Consider the following 22,029-nt stretch of genomic DNA (forward strand, 5'->3'; position numbering starts at 1 on the left):
TTACATAAATTATAACATACTTGAATGTAAAAAAAGCTATGAAATAAATTCATAGCTTTAAAATTATTTTTTTAATAAATAGTCTAGCACACCTTTATTGGCAATCGCTTCATAGTATTCTGTTTTCACCGCATAATACTCTTCAATTGATTTCATATACTCTGTATGTAATTCTTCAATCGTATTAAAAATCATATTAATAGTTTGGAAGTATTGAACTGCTTCACTTGTTTTTGTATTATAGAACATTTCTTCAAAATTAGTTAGCTCTTTTGCTAGTACCTCTAACTCAGCATTTAAAACAACTAATTTCTCCGTTCGTGCTTGTTGTAAAACTGACATTTGTTTACCTAATGATGCTAAGTTTTCAGGAAGTTTTGATAATGTTGATTCTACTTTATCAAAATTAACTTCTTCTAACTCACTATTCATACATGTCACAACATTAGCTGTGTAATCTTTTAACACTTCATATTCTGTATTAAATGATGTAAATAACTCTGTTACATCCTGACTTCCATCATAAGTTTGTCCTACTAGAATAATCTCACGCACATGTGATTGTAACGCATTTAATGTCATTTCTAATGTATCCGGTGATTTTTTCTCACAGTTTACAATCTCTTGATCAATTTGTTGATAAAATTGGAATGCTTCAACTTCAGGGAATTTATAAGTAAGAGCAAAGAATACCCCAATAGCCGCGATTAATCCAATAATAACAAATGGTAAAAATGGTTTACGCATATACTCACTCCTTCCCTATAAATCATCGCTTCCGAATAGATTTTTAACAATGTGATTATCCGGATTATATGGTAAAAACTCATATCCTAAGTCAGTATAATATTGAATAACTTTTGGTAAGACTTCCACTGTGACGTCTTTTTCATGGAATAAAACAACGGTTTGTCTTGGATAATTCCACAAATTCATACAATATTCAATATTTTTCATAATACTATCGACTGAAGCTCCTGATTCCCAATCTAATGAATCAACATCCCAGTCCCAGCATTTAACCCCGATTTTATTTAACTCTTCAACGTGAGCATCTGTAAAAGTTCCTCCACCTGTCCCATAAGGGGCACGACATAATTCACTTTCAAATCCACCCGTAATTTCTTTAAGGAGTGCCTGTTCTTCTAACATCTCACCAGCAAAGTTTTGAGCTGCATTTTCCTCACCATATAAGGTTGAATAATCATGCGTCATCGAGTGCATCCCAATGTAGTGACCGGTATCTGCCATACGCTTTAAGATATCTTTTGAACCACTATATCTATCAATTGATGATCCTAGAACAAAAAATGTTCCTTTAATATCATAACTATCTAAAATATCTAAGATTTTCTCTGCATTTTGAGATGGTCCATCATCAAAAGTTAAATAAACAAATTTAGCCTCTTTATTATGCCAGCTATTAACCGTCGTAATTGGTTCAAAATTTAAAGAACTTGGCTCAACGGTTGCCACACTCAAACTATTTACTTGTTGAAAAATATTAAATACAAAACTTCCAACAACAAGTAAAAAAGCCACTAATGTAAAAACAATATAAGTCTGTGGTTTTACACGATTGCGGCGACCATAACTACCATAATTTGAATAATATTGTTGTCTTGCCACTACTTTTCCCTCCATCTGTTGTATTTGTTTTAATTATACAATACCCGTTGTGAAAATGCATTCGAAATTCCAACATTATTCTACAAAATCACAAGGTAATTTATGGATTATATTATTTCTTTTTGCCACATAATAAAATTGACTATTTTTTCATACAATCAAATTCTTCTCCCTCATAATAAGGCATAAAAACATATCCTTGATTACGATAATATTCAATTACTCGTGGTAACACTTCTAAGGTTAATTCTTTCTCATGAAATAATAACACAACCTCATTTGGATAATTACTGTGTTTTAAATCTGCAATGACTTGATTAAAAATTGCATCAGCACTTGATTTCGCCCAATCTAATGAATCCACATTCCAATCCACACACTCAAGTCCAGCTTCCTCTAATGCTCTATAATGCCCCTCTTTAAAATGTGTCTTTCCTCCATAAGGTGGTCGACATAGATTACTTTCAAAACCTGTTAACTCTTTGATTTTCCCCTTAACTTCTAGCATTTCATTTACGAAGTTTTGTGGGGCTCCTGAAACATTATATAACTTATCCATATTATGCGTCATACTATGCAGTCCAATATAGTGCCCTCTTTTTAGGACTTCATTAAGAACTTCATCTGCATTTGATAAAAGATCAATATTTTCACCAATAACAAAAAAAATAGCAGAAATATCTTCTTTATCTAATAAATTTAATAAATCTAATGTATATTTAGATGGCCCATCATCAAATGTGAGATAAACGACTTTTTCTGGTTTTGGATCTTGATAAATAAAATGTTCTATTCGATCATCAACGGTTGCTGCCTTTATTGTTATCATATTCATACAACATAAAGCCATTAATATAACTCCAAATATTAAAAATAAAAATGACTTTAAACGTGTATTTAATTTCTCATCAAATAATGAATTTCTCATTTTTTTCAACTCTTTTCATATAAACTTCCTTTATATTATGCGACATTTTCCTTCAAATTATCGCGTTTCTTGTCGAAATAAAAAAGTGTGAAGAAAATTCTTCACACTTAAAATTCATTATTTTTGAATGCTTTCTACTAATTCGATAACTTCTTCAACTGTTGATTTATTTAATGCCTCAGCAGCTAAGTCAGCCATCTCAGCTTTTGATAATTTACTGATTAATGAACGAGCAGGTAAGATTGAAGTTGCTGACATTGAGAATTCATCTAATCCTAATCCTAATAATAATGGAATAGCAGTTTGATCTCCAGCCATTTCTCCACACATTCCAGTCCATTTACCTTCTTTGTGTGCTGCATCAATAACCATTTTTACTAAACGTAAAATACTTGGGTTATATGGTTGATATAAGTATGAAACTTTCTCATTCATACGGTCTGCAGCCATTGTGTATTGGATTAAGTCATTTGTTCCGATTGAGAAGAAGTCTACTTCTTTGGCGAATTGATCAGCTAATACTGCTGCTGACGGAATTTCAACCATCATACCAACTTCGATTTCTTCAGAAACTGTTACACCTTCTGCAACTAATTTAGCTTTTTCTTCTAATAATAATGCTTTTGCAGAACGGAATTCATTTAATGTTGCAATCATTGGGAACATGATACGTAATTTTCCGTAAGCACTCGCACGTAATAAAGCACGTAATTGAGTACGGAATAAATCTGTATCATCTAAGCATAAACGGATCGCACGGTATCCTAAGAATGGGTTCATTTCTTTTGGTAAGTGTAAGTATGGTAACTCTTTATCCCCACCAATGTCTAATGTACGAACAACAACTGGTTTATCTCCCATTGCTTCTAATACTGCTTTGTATGCTTCGAATTGCTCTTCTTCAGTTGGGAAGTTGTCACGTCCCATGTATAAGAACTCAGTACGGTATAATCCTACTGCTTCTCCACCGTTAGCTAAAACACCTTCAACATCTTTTGGAGTTCCGATGTTAGCAGCTAACTCAACGTGTTGTCCATCTTTAGAAACCGTTTTTTCATTTTTTAATTTAGCCCATTCAGCTTTTTGAGCTTCGTATTGTTTAGCTACTTCTTCATAGTGAGCTACTTGCTCAGCTGTTGGGTTAACGATTACATTTCCTTCTAATCCGTCTAAGATGATCATATCCCCATCTTTAACATCTTCTAAGATTGTTTTTGTACCAACTACTGCTGGGATTTCTAAAGAACGTGCCATGATTGCAGAGTGAGATGTACGTCCCCCAATGTTTGTAGCAAATCCTTTAACGAAGTTACGATCTAATTGAGCTGTATCAGATGGTGTTAAGTCTTCAGCGATGATAACAACTTGCTCATCGATTGTACTTGGATCATTTACTTTAACTCCTAATAAATGAGCTAAAATACGTTTTTTAATATCTTTAATATCTGCTGCACGCTCACGGAAGTATTCGTTATCCATGCTTTCGAACATCATGATGAACATATTTGAAACTTCATCAAATGCATAAGCAGCATTAACGCTTTCAGATTTGATTTTATCTGTTGTTTGGCTTAATAACTCAGGATCATTTGCCATATTGATGTGAGCATCAAACACTGCTGCTTCTTCTTCACTTAAGTTTTGTGCAGCTTTAACTTTGATTTTTTGTAACTCTTCAGTTGTTTTAACTAAAGCCTCTTTATATAAGTTGATTTCTGCCTCAACATCTGAAATTGTAGCTTTCACTACAGTTAATTCTGGTTCAATTAATTTAAATGCTTTTGCAATTGCAATACCATTTGACGCTGCGATACCTTTAATATTCACAATGCTACCCCTTTCATTTTCACTGGATATATACCTAATTATTATAACAGATAAAACTGGTTACACAATAAACTTTTATATGTAACCTGTTACATATGTTATTTTGTCACATTATTATCCAAAAATAGGTAAACAAAAAGTACTGGTTTCCCAGTACTATTGTATCTAAATTAGATAAGTATTATTCACCTAATCCTTGAGTTGTGATAGTTTCTGTTAAAGCTACGATTGCTGCTTCAGCATCATCACCTTCAGCAGAGATTGTAATCTCAGCACCTTGTTGGATTCCTAAAGACATAACACCCATGATTGATTTTAAGTTAACTTTTTTGTCACGGTATGTTAATGAGATTTCTGCATTGAATTTGCTAGCTGTATTTACTAATACTGTAGCAGGACGAGCATGTAATCCAGTTTCATCTGTAATTTTGAAGATCTTTTCCATCAATAATCGCTCCTCTTTCCATAAGTGATTTCTACGTTTATTGTAACGTGTCAATCTCTAAAAATCAAGTTATATAATTCACAAATTTATTTAATTTCTAAAATGCTAGCTTCACCGTGTGTTACTGACCCTGTTTTCTTTAACTCGATTGCTTTATCACCTAAGTTAGTGAAAACAACTGGTGTCACTAATGATGGTACTTTTGGACGTACAGCATCTAAATCAACTGATAATAATAATGTATCAGGTGTTACTGTATCTCCCTCTCCAACATGAGCAGTGAATCCTTCACCTTTTAATGTAACAGTATCCATACCGAAGTGAATTAAGATTTCATGCCCTTCGTTAGATTCTAATGCTACAGCGTGTTTTGTTGGGAAAACATTTAATACTTTACCTGTAACTGGAGAATATACTTTTCCTTCAGTTGGCTCGATAGCAAATCCGTCTCCCATCATTTTTTGACTGAATACTGGATCTGGAACTTCGCTAATCGGTAATAATGTACCAGAAATTGGAGCAAAGATTCCTTTTTTTGGTTCTTCAGTCTTTTTGCTGAATAAGTTTTTGAATGTGTCAAAAATTCCCATGGTGCACCTCCTAATATCTTTCATATCTATTATAGTGTTTTTTTTCAACAAATATAGATGTATTTTACTTTTTTTTAAAATAAAAGCGCTTTCTACGGTCAACTATTATTCTTTTCAACTATTTTTTACTTATTTTTTTCTGATTCGCGAATAATTTCTTCAATTTGGGATTTTAGCTGATCTGATGTTGTTCCAAAGATTGCTTGTAAATTATTACCTGAAACGAAAATCCCTGAAGCTCCCAATTCTTTAATTTTTAATTGATCAACTTCATCAATATCATGCACTGAAACACGTAAACGTGACATACATGCATCTAAGGTGTCAATATTTCCTGATCCACCTAAAGCAGATAAAATTGCAGCAGCTTTTTCATCACGAGATACTGATTTAGATGCTTGATAATCAGCTTTAGATACTAACTTATCTTCCGATTCACCGCGTCCTGGTGTCGGCAAATTAAAACGTCGAATCGCAAATCGGAAAATAAAGTAATACAGTGGGGCGTAGAAAATTCCCACTAAAAGAATACGAATCCAACTAGTAAACTCATTTCCTGGTAAAATTCCATAAACCACTAAATCAATTAATCCTCCAGAGAATGTCATTCCAACATGAACATTAAATAAATACATTAACATAAATGATAATCCAGCTAATACAGCATGAATTGCAAATAACACGGGAGCAACAAATAAGAATGTAAATTCAATAGGTTCACTAATTCCCGTTAACGCTACTGTTAATCCGGCTGATAAAAGTAAACCACTTACGGCTTTTCGACGTTCAGGAGTTGCTTCTTGATACATGGCATAGGCAGCAGCTGGAAGTCCAAAAATCATAAATGGATATTTTCCTGTCATGAAGCGTCCAGCTAATGTCGCTCCTTGAGCTTGGACATTTTCAAGCATCGCTTGGTAACCGTAGTTTGAAAAATCAGATAATTGTTGGAACCAAATTCTTTGATCGCCCATTGCAACAACACCATCTATTGATGTATAAATTCCTCCTGCTTCTGTATACCAAAGAGGGAAATAGAAAACATGATGTAAGCCAAATGGAATTAAAGCACGCTCTGCTGTTCCATATAGCCAAATATAAAGTGGATTCGTTCCTTCAGATGCAACAATATTACCGAAGCTTGCAATTAAATTACCAATTGGTGGCCAAATGAAGGCTAAAATAATTCCGACTAAAATAGATGATAATGCTGTAATAATTGGAACAAAACGTGCTCCTGCAAAGAAAGATAAAATATCTGGGAACTTAACATTATAAAACTTATTATATAAATAAGCCGTTAATAACCCAATGATAACCCCACCAAAAACAGAAGTTTGTAAAGTCTCAATTCCTAAGATATTTGCATATAACTTTTCAGGCAACGTATCAGGCATAAAAATTCCTGTTACAACATTCATAATTAAAAAACCAACTGTTGCAGCCAGTGCAGCGACTCCTTTATCTCCAGTTAATCCTGAAGCAACTCCGATTGCAAACAACAAAGGTAAATTATCAAATACAATTTGACCCGATTGATTCATAACGGCTGCAACTGTTTGCCAGAACTCATTATCTAAAAATGGAAGATAATTTAAAAGTGATTGTTGCATTGATGCCCCAATTCCTAATAACAATCCGGCAATTGGTAATAAGGCGACTGGCACCATAAATGCCTTACCAATTCGTTGTAAAGTTTTCATTTTTAAATCTCCTTTCAAAAATAAACTATAAGTAGTACGGCGATTCACTCTCTCTTTGTTATTAAAAAATTAAACAAGTACCACTTTCTATATTTTAACCTATATACCCTATATTATGTAGATAACAAATCCATATTTTTGTCACTTTTTCACGGTTTTGGTTACGATAACAATATAACCTTATAACGTTAAGATAAAAAAAGAACATTAGAATAACTCTAATGCTCTCTTACTAATAGTCGCTTTGTAATCCATTCTAAATCATCTCGTGATTGACACGTTGGAAGAGATGAGATTTCTTTTAAAGATTTAATGGTGTATTTCTCAGCAAGTAATTGTGCTTGACGTACACCACCTAACTCATTCACACGAACAATAATACGTTTGATTGTTTCATCATCATAAACATCAGCTGCTAATAACCTATTTAGAACTGAATCATTTTTTCTTAAAGCATAAATTAATGGTAATGTGTAGTACCCCTGTTTTAAGTCATTTCCTAATGTCTTACCAACTCGAGCCTCATCCCCCGTATAATCTAAAATATCATCGATAATTTGAAAAGCATTCCCAACATGCAGTCCAATCTTACCAAGCTTTTTGCAGAATCGTTCATCACACCCCGCTTCATAAGCACCAACTGCTAAGCTAGTTGCTAAAAGTGCAGATGTTTTAGCGCCCACAATTTTTAAATATTTCTTAACAGAAGTATGCGATTTAAAACGACCATCAAATTGTTCAATTTCACCAACACAGACACGAGAAACCGCCTTTGATAATTCCTTCATATGATGAAGTTCATAATTTTCTGCTAAGATTTCAAAGCATTTGGTAAAGATGTAATCACCAGTATAAACAGCATAATCTTTTCCATACTTTTGTTGCGTTGTTAATGCTCCACGACGATGTGTTGCATCATCAATAATATCATCATGAACAAGAGTGGCTAAATGTAACATTTCAAGAACCGCGGCTAGTGGATAAATGGATTCAATTGGTTTAGATCCGAATCCAGCCCCAATAATACATAATCCAGGTCGAATTCGCTTTCCACCTGATGATGCTAGATCTTGTAATATTTCATTCATCTTTCGTTGCTTAACTGTTAATTGTTTCCCTATAACTTGATCAACCTCATTAAGGTGAGCAATCATCGCGGTTTTTTCTTGCCAAAATGAATTCATACGTTATCACCTACATCATTGGAATACTACCCTATATATCAACCCGTTGAAAATACCGGCTATCAGAAGAAAAACATAGCCAATACGCTATCGTATTAACTATGTTTCCCCAATTGTTATATTATAAATTAATCAACGTATAGATACCATTTTCTTAATAATGGAATACGTTTCATCATCTCGCGTAACCAAGGCCAAACATAATAATCTAAACCTAATACCATTCCAGAGTTTCCAATTAAAGCGAATCCTCCAACTAAGTACCATAACATTTCAGTTGGCGCCATACCCGAAGCCCAAATCATACATCCCATTGCAATTGTTGCAATCGCTGCGACTGGAGTGAATAAACCGATAATTAACATACCACCGAAGATGATTTCTCCGAAGATCATTCCACCTTGAACTAAGGTTGCTAATTGGGTAAATTGTGTTCCATCTGGAGTATAGAAGAAGGCATCCATTGACCATCCTACCATATTTTCAACAAATCCTGGAACAGGTAAGACTGCAATCCAATTCATAAAATCATGAATTAAATCAGCTAACATTGTAAAGATATCTCCACCATTTGAAGCCACCTGATTTGCCACTTCATTAACTGCACCTGACGCTGCTGTTACAGCTTCAGTTACCGCTCCTGACGCCGCTGTTACAGCTTCAGCTACCGCTCCTGACGCTGCTGTTACAGCTTCAGTTACTGCTCCTGATGCTGCACCTAATGCGTCCGCTTTTGGAGGTTGTGGTAATAAGAATACATTATTGAAATCATGAATAATTTTAGGTAATTTTGATAAACCTTGTTGTAACCACATAAATCCGACAAATACACGTAATGGGAACTTCCAGAATACTGGAGCTGAATTAGATAATAATCCACCTACCATTGAACGGTTATTTTTTGTATGGAAGAACTCATGCATTAAATATGACCAAATTTTATTGAATCCTAAAACTTGAACAAAGTATACTAAGTTAATTAAATGCTTTGATGCCATTGCGAAGAATCCTGATAAATTGAACCACATCCCCGGCATTCCAACTTGAGCTACTCCATAACGAGATCCAATACATACCATTGAACCGTGGAATGTTGGTTTATAAGTTTTATATTCTCCACCTTTAATATCTACGGCAATATTATGCGCAACAACTGGTGCTGAATGCTCTGCATTTTCAACCATCTGAGGAACTGGACGTTCTTCTCCTTCAGGAATATAGAAAATATTATCTCCAACGACATAAACATCTTGATAATCTTTTGCTTGTAAGTGACCATTTGTCACAATACGTCCACGACCAGCTTTTTCAACTTGAGCTTGATCAACAATATCTGAACCTTCAATACCTGCTGCCCAAATAACAGTACGTGTATTGATGACTTTTTCACCTTTATTTAAAACTACTTTATCTTCATGAATTTCACTTACCGCAGAATTCATCACTAATTCATTTCCTAATTTAATTAAACGACGCTCTGCTTTGCGAACTAATTTATCTGGATACATTGGTAACACTTTTGGTGCAAAATCAACCACGTATAAAGTCACTTCATCTTTATCAATATGGAATGAACGACATAATTCATCTTTCCATTCACCTAATTCACCAGCCATCTCAACACCAGTGAATCCAGCCCCAACTGTAACAAATGTTAATAACTCACGACGCTTCTCTTTATCTGCTGTTAAAGCAGCTTGACGGAACATATTTAAAATGTGTTCACGTAAGTTAACTGCATCAGTATAAGACCATAATTGATGTGCATTTTCAGATCCTGGAATACCAAAGAATGTTGGTTTACATCCAGTTCCCATCACTAAATAATCATACTCATACGTTGCATCGTTAGATGTTAAAACCTTTTGTTCAAAATCAATATTCTTAATTTCATCTAACACAACATTGACATTACGTCCTGCAAAGATACTCTTTAAATCCATACGAATTGATTCTTCGTTAACACGTCCTGCAGCTACCTCATGTAACTCCGTCAACATTGTATGATACGATTGCTTATCAATTAATGTAATTTGAACATCTTTGTTCTTCTTGAATTTTTTGGCTAATTTCTTAGCTGTAAGGACACCTGCATATCCTCCACCAAGTACTACTACTTTCTTCATGAAACTCCTCCTCAAATAACCACGCTTTCTTTATAACCTCTCACCGTCATAAAAAAAGTAACTTCCCCTAATACCATATTCAGTGTCAGCCCTTTATTTCGACACAATACTTTATTAAATAGGAAAGTTAATCTCTCAAACTAGAAATCCATTTAGTTCACTAATATTTTATCACATTTTTTCACAAATACAATCTTTTTGTTAGCCTGCTTATTTTCCCTATTAATATTTATCTATGACTAAACATCATTACCTCTGAATTAAATTTCACTTTTTGAAACTGATCTAGTTTTTCTTCGACAATAAAAGTAACATTTGCCCATATCAACTTTGCTCGAGCTATGTTAAAATAACAAAAAGGACTTTAACTTGAAATAATAGGAGGACAGTTTATGAAATATAAAACCATATCACTGACCATCATTTCAATGATTAGCCTACTAGGCGCTTGCGATGCAAATGATACTCATACTGAGGTACTCTTGCAATCAGATAATGTTAAATTATTAACGATTGAATCTAACGACTTGAGTACTCCAATTCAGACACTAAATGATGGTCATTATTTCGCTGAAGCGGATACATATTCTACTGATGGATGGAAAAATATCGTTAACTTTGAAGTCGTTAATGGAAAAATTGAAAGTATCACATTTGATGCGGTCAATGAACAAGCAACAACCTATAAACGAACTCTATCGATTAATGGAGAATATATATCGGACACTATTGATTCATCAGATCTCAAATGGCATGAACAACTACAATTAATAGAGTCCTATCTTATAAACGATCAAGATTATCATGAATTATTGACAGCGGACACCATTCCTACTATTGAAGGTATTACAATTGACCTCTCTCCGTTTATTGAATTATTCAATACTGCGATGACAGAAGGACCAATTGAAATAGGTCCTTATCAAAATGGACAATACTTTGCCGAAACAGAAGATAGTAATAATGGAATGAAACACACGATTAATATGCTAATTGAAAACGGATATATTATTGCTGCTCATTGGGATACCGTTCCTACTAACAATCTAAAAGCAGCTAATCAGGTATTAGATGAAGAAGCGTACTCAAAGCACTGGAATCAGCAAGCCAACCTCTTAGAACAGCATTTAATTGAAATTCAAGATCCCATGCAAATGACATTCAATGAACAAAATAAAACAACTGATGTCAATGGAGTAACAATTGAAGTCCATCAATTTATCGAACTAGCTATAAAAGCACTGGCTAGTGGTCCATTATTAGACTAAATTGAAAAGATAAGATTTTCACAAGTTGAAAATCTTATCTTTTTTTTATAGTCTAGAATATGATATCCTATTAAAGAGAAAAAAATGGAGGAGACAACTATGAAACATATGAAGCCCTTTTTGTTTGTCTTCCTACTTCTATTAGTAGGTTGTCAAACAAAAGAAGAAACACCAGTTGAGCCTGTATCACAAAATAAATTTTTACTTGGTACAATTGTCAATATTACGTTGTACGATAATCCTAAACAAGAGATTTTTGATGAAATTTTCAATGCGATTGAAGAAATTGAAACAATGATGACAATTAATAATGCAACAACCAGTGAAATTATTGAAATTAATCGTCAAGCAGGGTTAGAAGCAGTGAAGGTTTCTCAAAACACATTTGATGTCATTAAAGCCGGTTTAACATATTCGGAACTGGCAAAAGGTAAGTTTGATATTACGGTTGGACCATTAGTTAAGCTATGGGAAATTGGATTTGATGATGCCCATGTTCCAGAGGCTTCAGAAATCGAAAACAGTTTAACTTTAATCAACTATAAAAACGTGGAGTTAAATGAAAAAGATCTTACAATAAAACTAACTCAGCCCCATATGATGATTGATTTAGGGGGAATTGCTAAAGGATACGCAGCAGACGTTACCGCCTCTATCTTAAAACAACATGGAAATAAGCATGCCATCATCAACCTAGGTGGAAATGTTTATGCATATGGTGAGAAACCCAACCAAGCAGCTTGGAAAATTGGAGTCCAAAATCCCTTTTCAACACGTGGTGAGTATCTTGGAATTGCCAGTGTCAAAGATAAAACAGTTGTAACATCTGGAACTTATGAACGTTATTTTGAGCAAGATGGAGTTATTTATCATCACATTTTAGATCCGCAAACAGGATATCCTGTTCAAAATAATGTCATGTCAGTCACCATTATTGCTGATAGTTCAATGACTGCCGATGCCTTATCTACAACAGCTTTTGCTCTTGGGATTGAACAAGGATTAAATTTAATTGAGTCAATTTCTGGGGTTGAAGCACTATATGTTACGGATGAAAAGCAACTCTATGCAACATCAGGATTTCTAGATTACTTTCAATTAACTGACGATACATTTACCCTTGTACAATAAAACAAAAAAGACCAATACTTTTGGTCTTTTTTTATAGTTAAATTGTATAGAAAAATAATTAATTTGGGCTTCCGCCAAACCCATTTCAACCTCCTGTAATATACTATATTGTAATTGAATTACTGAGGAAAGGATGTTATGAGTTATGAATGGATATAATAGATGTGGAGGATATAAAGATCCAATGATGTATGCAATGCCTACTATGCAACAACCAATGCCAGTAAAAACAGAGATGGTCAACGTACCTGAAGCATGTGAAACAAAAGTTATGGCTCCTCAAGTTGCACCAATGCAACCTGCCTATCCAATGCCAGCACCAGTTTGTGGACCTATGCAATTTGAAAGTTGCTGCCAAGTCGTTGAGCCTACTGTATGTTGTATGCCAGAAGTACACCATCATCATCGAGTAGAACATATCGTACCAGTTGTTGTACGCAATGTTCACCATCATCATAATCATCATGATTATGTAATCTGTAAACAAGAAGGAATGGAAACTCACCAATATGACCATGGACTCCGTAACGAAGACTGGTGCGCATTAGCCATGCAACAAAACTCATGCGGACCAAGAACACCAATGTGCTAATATAATAACACCTTAATATAAAAGAACGGCTTCACACCGTTCTTTTTTTGCTTTCAATAAACTTTTCTAATATCAAAGGAGTAACTACTTTACACTCTCCCCCAATAAAATCAAACTCATCATACTGAAACTGCGCGACAAAATAATCCTCATTTAGAACGTATGGAAGAAACAAACGGTCACTTTCCCAAACATTTAAATTCATAATTTCATTCTTCATCATCCAATGCAGTTCGCCTTCATCACACTCAGAAATTTTACCTTTATATTGCTTCGCAACATAAACATACATCATTTCTTCTAGTCCATTAAAGTTTGGATAAAAACAAGCACCTATTAAACTAGGTTCAATAATCTTTAACCCAGATTCTTCTAAAACTTCACGAATGACACACTCAAGTGTTGTTTCATTAGCCTCTACTTTTCCACCCAATCCATTCCATTTCCCTTCATGAACATCTTTTTCCTTTTTATTACGATAAAGCATTAACACTTTTTCATCTTTAAAGATATAACATAATGTTGTCTCTAACATTGTTCACCTCATTATAAAAAAAAGAGGGAAAATTCCCTCTTTTAATCATCACAAGTTAATTATTTAACTTCGTGAATTTTCATTAAGTTAGTGTTTCCTTCACCTGCAGGTAATCCAGCAGTAACTACTGCGATTTCTCCAGCTTCTAATCCAGCGAAGTCTTCAGCAACTTTAGCAGCTGTAGCTAATAATTCATCAGTGTTTGATGTTTCAGCAACAACAACTGGTTGAACTCCCCAGTATAATGCTAAAGATGTAGCTGTTTTTTCACAAGAAGTTGCAGCAACAACTGGTGCAGATGGACGGTATTTAGAGATTGCACGAGCAGTAGCTCCTGATTGTGTACAAGCGATAACAGCTTGAGCTCCTAAATCTTCTACAGTATCAGCAACAGCTAATCCCATAGCTGAAGATACGTTACGTGTAGATGAAGCCATAGCGCGAGCGATGATTTCTTGGTGATCTAAAGCTTGCTCTGTACGACGAGCGATACGAGCCATAGTTTCAACAGCTTCTAATGGATATTGTCCTGCAGCAGACTCTCCTGATAACATGATTGCATCAGATCCGTCGAAGATTGCGTTAGCAACGTCAGATACTTCGGCACGTGTAGGACGTGGATTTTTTTGCATAGACTCTAACATTTGAGTTGCAGTTACAACGATTTTTCCTGCAGCATTACATTTAGCAATGATTTCTTTTTGGATTAATGGTACTTCTTCAGCAGGTACTTCTACCCCTAAATCTCCACGAGCAACCATGATTCCGTCAACAACTTCAAGGATTGAATCCATGTTGTCAACACCTTCTTGGTTTTCGATTTTAGCGATGATTTGAGTATGAGTGTTTCCTTGCTCAGCGAAGATTTCACGGATAGCTAATACGTCTTCTGCACGACGAACGAATGATGCAGCGATGTAATCAACTTGCATTTCACATCCGAAGATCATGTCTGCACGGTCTTTTTCAGAAATGAATGGCATGTTTAATTTAGCACCTGGAACGTTGATTCCACGACGGTCTTTAATGAATGCAGAGTTTTTAACTGTACATACGATTTCTTGGTTAGCTTGATCTAATTCGTTAACTGTTAATTCAACATATCCATCATCAACTAAGATTGTTCCACCAACTTTAACGTCGTTGATTAATCCTGGGTAAGTGATAGAGAATTTTTCAGCTGTTCCTAATACTTCGTTCATAGCAACGCGTACAGTTTGACCAGCAACTAAGTCAACTCCACCATTTTCGAATAAGTGAGTACGGATTTCAGGTCCTTTAGTATCTAATAATACTGCAACATGAGTTCCTTTTTCTTTGTTGATTTCACGGATTAAATCCATACGAGCTTTTTGCTCTGCATGATCACCGTGAGAGAAGTTACAACGAACACAGTTCATTCCTGCATCAACTAATTTTGATAACATTTCTTTTGATTCTGATTTAGGACCAATTGTACAAATCATTTTTGTGTTTTTGAAAGTTTGTTTCATATCCTAGTACGCTCCTTTTAAAATATATTCAATAATCTTACTTCAATAATTCATTCAAATTAAGATAATTGTTTAGCTAAGTTATATAATGTTTCATCGAATACACGTGGTAAATCAAGTGCTTCTAAAATATCGTAATGTGTTAATTTGTTATCACGAATTCCCACACAACGTCCACCTTGACCTTCGATTAATAAATCTACGGCATAAGCACCCATACGACCTGCTAAAACACGGTCAGCTGCTGTTGGAGCACCACCACGTTGAGTGTGTCCTAAAACAGTTGCACGAGTTTCAACACCAGTGCGTTTTTCGATTTCTTTAGCTAATTCATGAGCATCTGTCATTAATTCAGCTAAAGTAACGATGAAATGTTTCTTTTGACGTTTTTTACCTTCTTCAATCTGAGCAACAATTTCATCCATATTGATTCCTTTTTCAGGAACGATTAACTCTTCGGCACCGCTAGCAATAGCTCCCCAAACAGTTAAGTCACCACAGTGACGTCCCATGATTTCAACAACACTACAACGAGCATGTGATGCTGATGTATCACGTAAACGATCAATTGCATCGACAACTGTATTTAAAGCAGTATCGAATCCAATTGTAAAGTCACTACTTACGATGTCGTTATCAATTGTACCTGGTAATGCGATACAGTTGATTCCCATCTCAGTTAATTTTTTAGCTCCCATATAAGAACCGTCGCCACCGATAACAACTAATGCTTCAATTCCATGTTTTTTCAGTTGCTCTACACCAAGTTCACGAACTTCAATGTTTTTGAACTCAGGAAGACGTGCTGAACCTAAGAATGTACCTCCGCGGTTAATGATGCCACCAACATCACTATTAGTTAATGGTTTAATATCGCCTTTAACTAAACCAGCATATCCATTGTAAATACCGAATACTTCAATATTGTTAGCAATACCTGCTCTTACAACGGCACGAATGGCTGCGTTCATACCAGGTGCATCTCCACCACTAGTAAGCACACCAATTCTTTTTACCATAGTGTTCACCTCACACTAGAATTTTGATCATCATCCATTTAATGAAGATTATTCCTCACATATTATATCAATAATTTCAATATTTATAAATCTTTTTCCTATCGGTTTTCGTCATGAAACCGCTATTATTTTGCTAAGATTGAGATTTTTTTCATTATTTCGCATATTAATTCTTCCGTTAACCGCTATCACTTTTCCTAAAAGACTTTTATACTCACTTGTATAGACATCTGAGAAAACCGTTACAGTTAATGACATGTGTTCATCAGTAATATCCATAAATGCCATCAACTTTCCTTTTTTATCTCTAATTTCTCTAAATTTTTCTACAAATCCGATAAAAGTAGCTTGTGATAGATTAATATTCATAATGTCACTTGGATAATACCAGCCATTTTCCTGGGCAGCTTTTGCTAGCATATGAATCGGATGAGAATTTAAGTAAAATCCTAATAATTCTTTCTCACGCTTCATCATTTCTAGCTTTGATAAATCCTTGTGTAAAACTTGAATTTCAAAATCAGTCTCGAATAACCCACCATCATACTTTGAAAAATCTAAGATAGCTCCTAAATTATGATGTAGTGTTGTTCTATTATATCCAAACTCATCTAATGCTCCAACATCAATTAATCCTTCATATGCTCGCTGATTCATAAATCGTCTTGTCCTAACAACAAAGTCATATACCGATTTAAACAATCCCGCTTCACGTTCCTCAATTAATTGACGCGCTAAATTCAAACCAATATGCTTAATCGGTAACAAGCTAAATCGAATTTGATTTTCTTCAATCTGATAACTCAAACCACTCTTATTCACAGAAGGAGGTAAGATAGATAAGTTTAATTGCTTAGCTTCACGAATATACTGTGAAGTATGACGCTCACTTCCAATGACATTCGTTAAAGCAACACTCATAAAATAAGCGGGATAATGTGCTTTTAAGTATGCCATTTGATAAGCAATCATACTATATGCTACGGCATGACTACGATTAAATCCATAATTCGCAAACTTTAAAATAAGAGCATATAGTTGACTGGCAATTTCAATTGGATAACCTCGTTCGACTGCTTTAGCCACAAACTTTCGCTCTTCTTCCTCTAATACATCCTTTTTCTTTTTCGAAACTGCGCGTCGTAAAACATCAGCTTCTCCTAATGTATAGCCAGAAACGACATTGGCAATTTGCATAATCTGTTCTTGATAAACAATGATTCCATAAGTGTTATGTAAGATACCCTGTAAACTCGGGTGATAATAATCCACTGGCTGTTCATGATGTTTACGGGCCGCAAAAAGAGGAATACTCTCCATGGGTCCCGGTCTAAATAAAGCATTACATGCCACAATATCTTCTAAAGACGTTGGACAAACTTTCTTTAAAACTTGACGCATTCCCTCAGACTCTAGTTGAAACACCCCAGTTGTCTGCCCCTTCGCAATCATCTCGTAAGTCTTCGCATCATTAGAATCAATAGCCGTTAAATCAAACGTTGGATCAGACTTCTTCTTAATCAATGTAATGATTTGTTGAAGCATGTTTAAATTTTTAAGTCCTAAAAAATCCATCTTTAATAGACCAATCGCTTCTAAATCCTCCGCTTCATATTGCGACACGTAAACTCCTGTTGGTCCTTCCATAATCGCTGTATAATCCGTTAAATCATGATCACTAATAATGACCCCTGCAGCGTGAATTGAAGTATGACGAGGTAACCCCTCAATTTTCATTGCTTCTTGATAAATCACTTCTAGCTTGGGATAACTTGAAAAGAACTCTCGTAACTCACGACTTTGTTCATAAATATCCTTTAATGTAACGCCAGAATAAATATATCCCGCTACTTTATTAATTAACTGAGTCTCAACATCATGAATACGCGCTAAATCACGCCAAGCGGAACGTGATTGAAATGTTCCAAATGTCGCAATCTGAACAACACATCTAGAACCATACTTAGTCTGTACATATTGAATCACTTCATCACGTCGATTATCTTGAAAATCTATGTCAATATCTGGCATGGATATACGTTCAGGATTTAAAAATCGTTCAAATAAAAGATTATATTTAATTGGATCGACATTAGTAATTCCTAAAACGTAAGACACAATCGATCCAGCAGCAGACCCCCTACCCGGGCCAACAAAAATTTGATTCATCTTCGCATACTTAATAAAATCCCAAACAATCAAGAAATAATCAGCAAATCCCATTTCCTTAATGATAGACAGCTCATAACTCAAACGATTTTTATGAACAGGTGACAGGTTATCACCATAACGTTTCATCAACCCTTTATAACATAATGCCTCTAAATAACTATCAGAAGAGGCTCCCTCAGGCGTAGGAAACTTCGGTAACAATTGCTGATGTAACGGAATCTTTACTGTACAGCTAGCAACAATCTCCTCTGTCATATCAATGGCCTGCGGACAATCAGCAAATAAAGCACGCATCTCCTCTTCCGTTTTAAAATATCGCTCCACATCTTGAATGTCAGTTTGACCAATCGATTGATTCTCTTTAATGGCTCTCAAAAAGGTTAAAGTTTTTGCATCTTCTTTCCTAATATAACGTACATCGTTTAAGGCCACTGTCTTTAGTCCAACCCTTTCAGACCAATGAATCAGATGGCGAGAGACTTCATACGTCAGATGATTAACACGTAAAAGTCCAATATAGAGATGTTCAAGGCGCTTTAAATACTGATGATAATATCTATTTAAACGTTCTTCTTGATGCTGCTCAATAGCAGAAACTAAAACACCACGTTCGCCACTCGTAATAACGATCAAGTTTGATGATTGTGCGATTACCTCTTCAACATCAGCTCCCCCATCTTCTAGTGCTGTCAAAGAAGCTAACTTTAATAAAGTTTCATAACCTTTACTATTTTTAGCTAATAACGTCCACTCATCTTCAAAACCTTCACCTCTAATCTTCAAACTCATCCCAATAATCGGTTTAATCCCTGCTTTTTGACATGCAATATAAAACTTTATCGCACTATGCATCGACCCTTCTTCGACTAAAGCCAATGACTTGAATTGATTTAAAGTGGCTAAACTCACATAATCAGCTAATTTGATAGAACTATTTAATAAAGAATAGGCTGACCGTACCTGTAAATGTGTAAATCCCATTCGAACCCCTACCATTTCTTCAAAATAAAAACATTTGTTCGCATCGATTTTAACATAGAAAAAGACCATTGGCAATTGTCAATAGTCTTTCCAAAATCATAAGATTTTATACATCAAAACGTTAGTTTAATTCTTTAACATAAGTATGACACACTTGTTCTAGTTCATCCAATAATGCTTGACAATCATCCCATGCTTTGACTATCGCACCCGATGCTTTAGGATGACCTCCACCTTCAAATCGAGCGGCTACCTCATTAATAATCGGCCCGTTTGATCGAATATTGGCACGAATACGCCCATCTTCATTTTCAAAAAAGCATACCCATACTCGAATCCCTTCGATATTAGCTAATGTATTTACTAATGCCGAACGTGTTCCAGTCGTTAATCCATAAGAATCTTGAACATCCTTTGACATCTTAAAATAAGCAACACCTGCTTCACTCACTTCAAATTGACTTAAAACAAATCCTTGGGCCTGAACAATATTTAGTGGACGGCGATATAATAATTCATGAATTTTATTACGATCAATTCCACAATCATATAAAAAGCTTGCTGCTCCTAAAGTGGCTGTTGTCGTATTGTCATATAAGAAACGTCCACTATCTGCAATAATTCCTGTATACAAATGTTGTGCAGCTTCTAAGGACATTTTCAAATCATATTGTTCTTTATTAGCTAAAAATAAACTGACAACAATTTCTGATGTCGCTGTTGCATTCGTATTTACATAATTAAGATCCGCATAGTCTTCAACCACTGGATGATGATCTAGCTTGATAAGTTTCGCACCTAACTTAAAACGTCCATCATCAATACGAGCTGAATTGGCAGTATCCATTACAAAAACCAATGCCCCCTCATACTCTTCATCCTTCACCTCATCCATAACTCCCATCCATGCAAGTGATGGCTCAGTAAAACCAACAGTTTTAACAAATTTCTCTGGATAATTCTCATGAATCAAAGCCGCTAATCCTAACTGAGATCCTAATGCATCTGGATCCGGACTAACGTGACGATGAATAATAATCTTATCAAAAGCGACGATTTCGCTCCAAATTTCATTTAACATAATTTCACCTCTAACCCGTTTATCATGATTAAATTATAACATAACTAAACATAAATTGACGTTTTAATCCCTTAGCTATCAAAAAAAGCGAGATTCTTTATAGAATCTCGCTTTTTGTTATTTATATGAATTACTTAACAAATGCGTAAGTATCTTTTGCAATCATTAACTCTTCATTTGTTGGAATCGCAAACACTTTGATTTTTGAATCAGCCGTTGAAATTAACGCTTCTTCTCCCATTACGTTATTTGCTTGCTCATCTAATTGAATTCCTAAAGCACCTAAACGCTGAACAACTGCTTTACGAACTGGAATAGAATTTTCTCCAATACCTGCAGTGAAAACAATAGCATCTACACCGTCTAAGTATAAGAAGTAAGATCCAATGTAATCGCAGATACGTTTAATATATAAATTAAACGCGATTGTTCCACGCTCATCACCTTCTGCTACTAATTTTAAGATATCACGCATATCTGAAGAAGCCCCAGATACTCCATATAACCCTGATTCTTTATTTAACGCATTAACCGCTTGATCAATTGTTAAATTTTCTTTTTCCATAACGAATGGTAAAACAGCTGGATCGATATCACCTGAACGAGTTCCCATCATAATTCCTGCTAATGGAGTGAATCCCATTGTTGTATCAACTGAGTGTCCACCTTTAACTGCTGATAAAGAACCACCGTTACCAATGTGAATTGTGATAATTTTAGTATCCGCTAATGGTTTTTCTAATAACTCAGCACAACGCTCTGCTACATACTGGTGAGAAGTTCCGTGGAATCCATATTTACGTACCCCATATTTTGTATACCAGTCGTATTTTACTGGATATAAGTAAGCATCTTTTTCCATTGTTTGATGGAATGCTGTATCGAATACCGCTACAGAAACTGCATGTGGTAATTCTTTCATGAATGCTTTAATTCCTAAAGCATTTGCAGGGTTATGAAGTGGCGCTAACTCTGATAAAGCTTCAATTTCTGCTAACACTTCTGGTGTCACAACTACTGAGCGATCGAATTTCTCTCCACCATGAACAACACGGTGTCCAACTCCACTAATTTCATCGTAGCTAGAAACGATTTTTAAATCTAATAAAGCTTCTACTAATAATTGAACCGCTACACTATGATCTTTAATTGGTAATACTTTTTCAATTTTTTGATCTTCAAATTTGATATTGAAAACTCCGTCTTCAAATCCGATACGCTCAACTAACCCTTTAGTGATTACTGTTTGAGCTGGCATCTCTAATAATTGAAATTTTAATGATGAACTTCCTGCATTGACTGATAAAATTTTAGTCATGACCATA

Annotated in this window: 18 protein-coding genes; 3 read left to right on the forward strand and 15 right to left on the reverse strand. The window is 35.0% G+C overall.

The window, feature by feature from the left end; all coding sequences use genetic code 11:
* Positions 1-63: 63 nt before the first annotated feature.
* The 9 genes from J0J69_RS05475 to J0J69_RS05515 all read right to left on the reverse strand — a co-directional run bounded on the left by J0J69_RS05475 (position 64) and on the right by J0J69_RS05515 (position 10,432).
* On the reverse strand, positions 64-747 hold the full coding sequence (locus J0J69_RS05475) for a hypothetical protein (RefSeq protein WP_212725019.1): 684 nt from the start codon (positions 745-747) through the stop codon (positions 64-66).
* Between the two features lie 15 nt (positions 748-762).
* Positions 763-1,629 (reverse strand): polysaccharide deacetylase family protein, encoded by an 867-nt coding sequence (locus J0J69_RS05480; RefSeq protein WP_212725020.1) that lies wholly within the window; start codon positions 1,627-1,629, stop codon positions 763-765.
* Positions 1,630-1,771: 142 nt separating this feature from the next.
* Positions 1,772-2,557 (reverse strand): polysaccharide deacetylase family protein, encoded by a 786-nt coding sequence (locus J0J69_RS05485; protein WP_237252726.1) that lies wholly within the window; start codon positions 2,555-2,557, stop codon positions 1,772-1,774.
* Between the two features lie 117 nt (positions 2,558-2,674).
* On the reverse strand, positions 2,675-4,384 hold the full coding sequence (ptsP, locus tag J0J69_RS05490; RefSeq protein ID WP_055276445.1) for a phosphoenolpyruvate--protein phosphotransferase: 1,710 nt from the start codon (positions 4,382-4,384) through the stop codon (positions 2,675-2,677).
* Positions 4,385-4,565: 181 nt separating this feature from the next.
* Positions 4,566-4,829, reverse strand: coding sequence for a phosphocarrier protein HPr (locus tag J0J69_RS05495; protein ID WP_212725021.1), 264 nt, complete (start codon positions 4,827-4,829; stop codon positions 4,566-4,568).
* 86 nt (positions 4,830-4,915) lie between these two features.
* Positions 4,916-5,419, reverse strand: coding sequence for a PTS sugar transporter subunit IIA (locus tag J0J69_RS05500; protein ID WP_055243840.1), 504 nt, complete (start codon positions 5,417-5,419; stop codon positions 4,916-4,918).
* Between the two features lie 125 nt (positions 5,420-5,544).
* On the reverse strand, positions 5,545-7,122 hold the full coding sequence (gene ptsG / locus J0J69_RS05505) for a glucose-specific PTS transporter subunit IIBC (RefSeq protein ID WP_055276447.1): 1,578 nt from the start codon (positions 7,120-7,122) through the stop codon (positions 5,545-5,547).
* Between the two features lie 218 nt (positions 7,123-7,340).
* Positions 7,341-8,306: a polyprenyl synthetase family protein gene (locus J0J69_RS05510; protein ID WP_055305737.1), complete on the reverse strand. Its 966-nt coding sequence runs from the start codon at positions 8,304-8,306 to the stop codon at positions 7,341-7,343.
* 128 nt (positions 8,307-8,434) lie between these two features.
* The gene (locus J0J69_RS05515) at positions 8,435-10,432 is read right to left on the reverse strand and encodes an NAD(P)/FAD-dependent oxidoreductase (protein ID WP_212726099.1); all 1,998 of its coding nucleotides are present in this window, start codon (positions 10,430-10,432) and stop codon (positions 8,435-8,437) included.
* 392 nt (positions 10,433-10,824) lie between these two features.
* Here J0J69_RS05515 and J0J69_RS05520 point away from each other — a divergent pair, with 392 nt between their 5' ends.
* The 3 genes from J0J69_RS05520 to J0J69_RS05530 all read left to right on the forward strand — a co-directional run bounded on the left by J0J69_RS05520 (position 10,825) and on the right by J0J69_RS05530 (position 13,423).
* Positions 10,825-11,700, forward strand: a complete 876-nt coding sequence (locus J0J69_RS05520; protein ID WP_212726098.1) for an FMN-binding protein — start codon at positions 10,825-10,827, stop codon at positions 11,698-11,700.
* A 99-nt stretch (positions 11,701-11,799) separates the two neighbouring features.
* Complete coding sequence (locus J0J69_RS05525) at positions 11,800-12,831, forward strand: FAD:protein FMN transferase (protein ID WP_055305739.1); 1,032 nt, start codon at positions 11,800-11,802, stop codon at positions 12,829-12,831.
* Between the two features lie 145 nt (positions 12,832-12,976).
* The gene (locus J0J69_RS05530) at positions 12,977-13,423 is read left to right on the forward strand and encodes a hypothetical protein (protein WP_237252724.1); all 447 of its coding nucleotides are present in this window, start codon (positions 12,977-12,979) and stop codon (positions 13,421-13,423) included.
* Positions 13,424-13,454: 31 nt separating this feature from the next.
* Here the strand turns inward: J0J69_RS05530 and J0J69_RS05535 are convergent, their stop codons facing one another.
* The 6 genes from J0J69_RS05535 to J0J69_RS05560 form a co-directional block, all read right to left on the reverse strand.
* Complete coding sequence (locus J0J69_RS05535) at positions 13,455-13,958, reverse strand: NUDIX hydrolase (RefSeq protein ID WP_212726097.1); 504 nt, start codon at positions 13,956-13,958, stop codon at positions 13,455-13,457.
* A 59-nt stretch (positions 13,959-14,017) separates the two neighbouring features.
* Positions 14,018-15,451: a pyruvate kinase gene (gene pyk / locus J0J69_RS05540; protein ID WP_055243859.1), complete on the reverse strand. Its 1,434-nt coding sequence runs from the start codon at positions 15,449-15,451 to the stop codon at positions 14,018-14,020.
* Between the two features lie 59 nt (positions 15,452-15,510).
* Positions 15,511-16,470, reverse strand: a complete 960-nt coding sequence (gene pfkA, locus J0J69_RS05545; protein ID WP_055243861.1) for a 6-phosphofructokinase — start codon at positions 16,468-16,470, stop codon at positions 15,511-15,513.
* Positions 16,471-16,581: 111 nt separating this feature from the next.
* Positions 16,582-19,692, reverse strand: coding sequence for a DNA polymerase III subunit alpha (gene dnaE / locus J0J69_RS05550; RefSeq protein ID WP_237252722.1), 3,111 nt, complete (start codon positions 19,690-19,692; stop codon positions 16,582-16,584).
* Between the two features lie 52 nt (positions 19,693-19,744).
* Positions 19,745-20,704, reverse strand: a complete 960-nt coding sequence (locus tag J0J69_RS05555; RefSeq protein WP_055305742.1) for a DHH family phosphoesterase — start codon at positions 20,702-20,704, stop codon at positions 19,745-19,747.
* 130 nt (positions 20,705-20,834) lie between these two features.
* The gene (locus J0J69_RS05560; RefSeq protein ID WP_055305748.1) at positions 20,835-22,022 is read right to left on the reverse strand and encodes an acetate/propionate family kinase; all 1,188 of its coding nucleotides are present in this window, start codon (positions 22,020-22,022) and stop codon (positions 20,835-20,837) included.
* Positions 22,023-22,029: the final 7 nt, after the last annotated feature.

Source organism: Turicibacter bilis, assembly GCF_024499055.1.
GTDB classification, from domain to species: domain Bacteria; phylum Bacillota_I; class Bacilli_A; order MOL361; family Turicibacteraceae; genus Turicibacter; species Turicibacter bilis.

Excerpts from the sequence above, each read along its gene's own strand:
- J0J69_RS05475 (WP_212725019.1), bottom strand. The coding sequence starts at position 747 with ATGCGTAAACCATTTTTACCATTTGTTATTATTGGATTAATCGCGGCT.
- J0J69_RS05485 (WP_237252726.1), bottom strand. The coding sequence starts at position 2,557 with ATGAGAAATTCATTATTTGATGAGAAATTAAATACACGTTTAAAGTCA.
- J0J69_RS05495 (WP_212725021.1), bottom strand. The coding sequence starts at position 4,829 with ATGGAAAAGATCTTCAAAATTACAGATGAAACTGGATTACATGCTCGT.
- J0J69_RS05500 (WP_055243840.1), bottom strand. The coding sequence starts at position 5,419 with ATGGGAATTTTTGACACATTCAAAAACTTATTCAGCAAAAAGACTGAA.
- ptsG (WP_055276447.1), bottom strand. The coding sequence starts at position 7,122 with ATGAAAACTTTACAACGAATTGGTAAGGCATTTATGGTGCCAGTCGCC.
- J0J69_RS05510 (WP_055305737.1), bottom strand. The coding sequence starts at position 8,306 with ATGAATTCATTTTGGCAAGAAAAAACCGCGATGATTGCTCACCTTAAT.
- J0J69_RS05515 (WP_212726099.1), bottom strand. The coding sequence starts at position 10,432 with ATGAAGAAAGTAGTAGTACTTGGTGGAGGATATGCAGGTGTCCTTACA.
- J0J69_RS05520 (WP_212726098.1), top strand. The coding sequence starts at position 10,825 with ATGAAATATAAAACCATATCACTGACCATCATTTCAATGATTAGCCTA.
- J0J69_RS05525 (WP_055305739.1), top strand. The coding sequence starts at position 11,800 with ATGAAACATATGAAGCCCTTTTTGTTTGTCTTCCTACTTCTATTAGTA.
- J0J69_RS05530 (WP_237252724.1), top strand. The coding sequence starts at position 12,977 with ATGAATGGATATAATAGATGTGGAGGATATAAAGATCCAATGATGTAT.
- J0J69_RS05535 (WP_212726097.1), bottom strand. The coding sequence starts at position 13,958 with ATGTTAGAGACAACATTATGTTATATCTTTAAAGATGAAAAAGTGTTA.
- pyk (WP_055243859.1), bottom strand. The coding sequence starts at position 15,451 with ATGAAACAAACTTTCAAAAACACAAAAATGATTTGTACAATTGGTCCT.
- pfkA (WP_055243861.1), bottom strand. The coding sequence starts at position 16,470 with ATGGTAAAAAGAATTGGTGTGCTTACTAGTGGTGGAGATGCACCTGGT.
- dnaE (WP_237252722.1), bottom strand. The coding sequence starts at position 19,692 with ATGGTCTTTTTCTATGTTAAAATCGATGCGAACAAATGTTTTTATTTT.
- J0J69_RS05555 (WP_055305742.1), bottom strand. The coding sequence starts at position 20,704 with ATGTTAAATGAAATTTGGAGCGAAATCGTCGCTTTTGATAAGATTATT.
- J0J69_RS05560 (WP_055305748.1), bottom strand. The coding sequence starts at position 22,022 with ATGACTAAAATTTTATCAGTCAATGCAGGAAGTTCATCATTAAAATTT.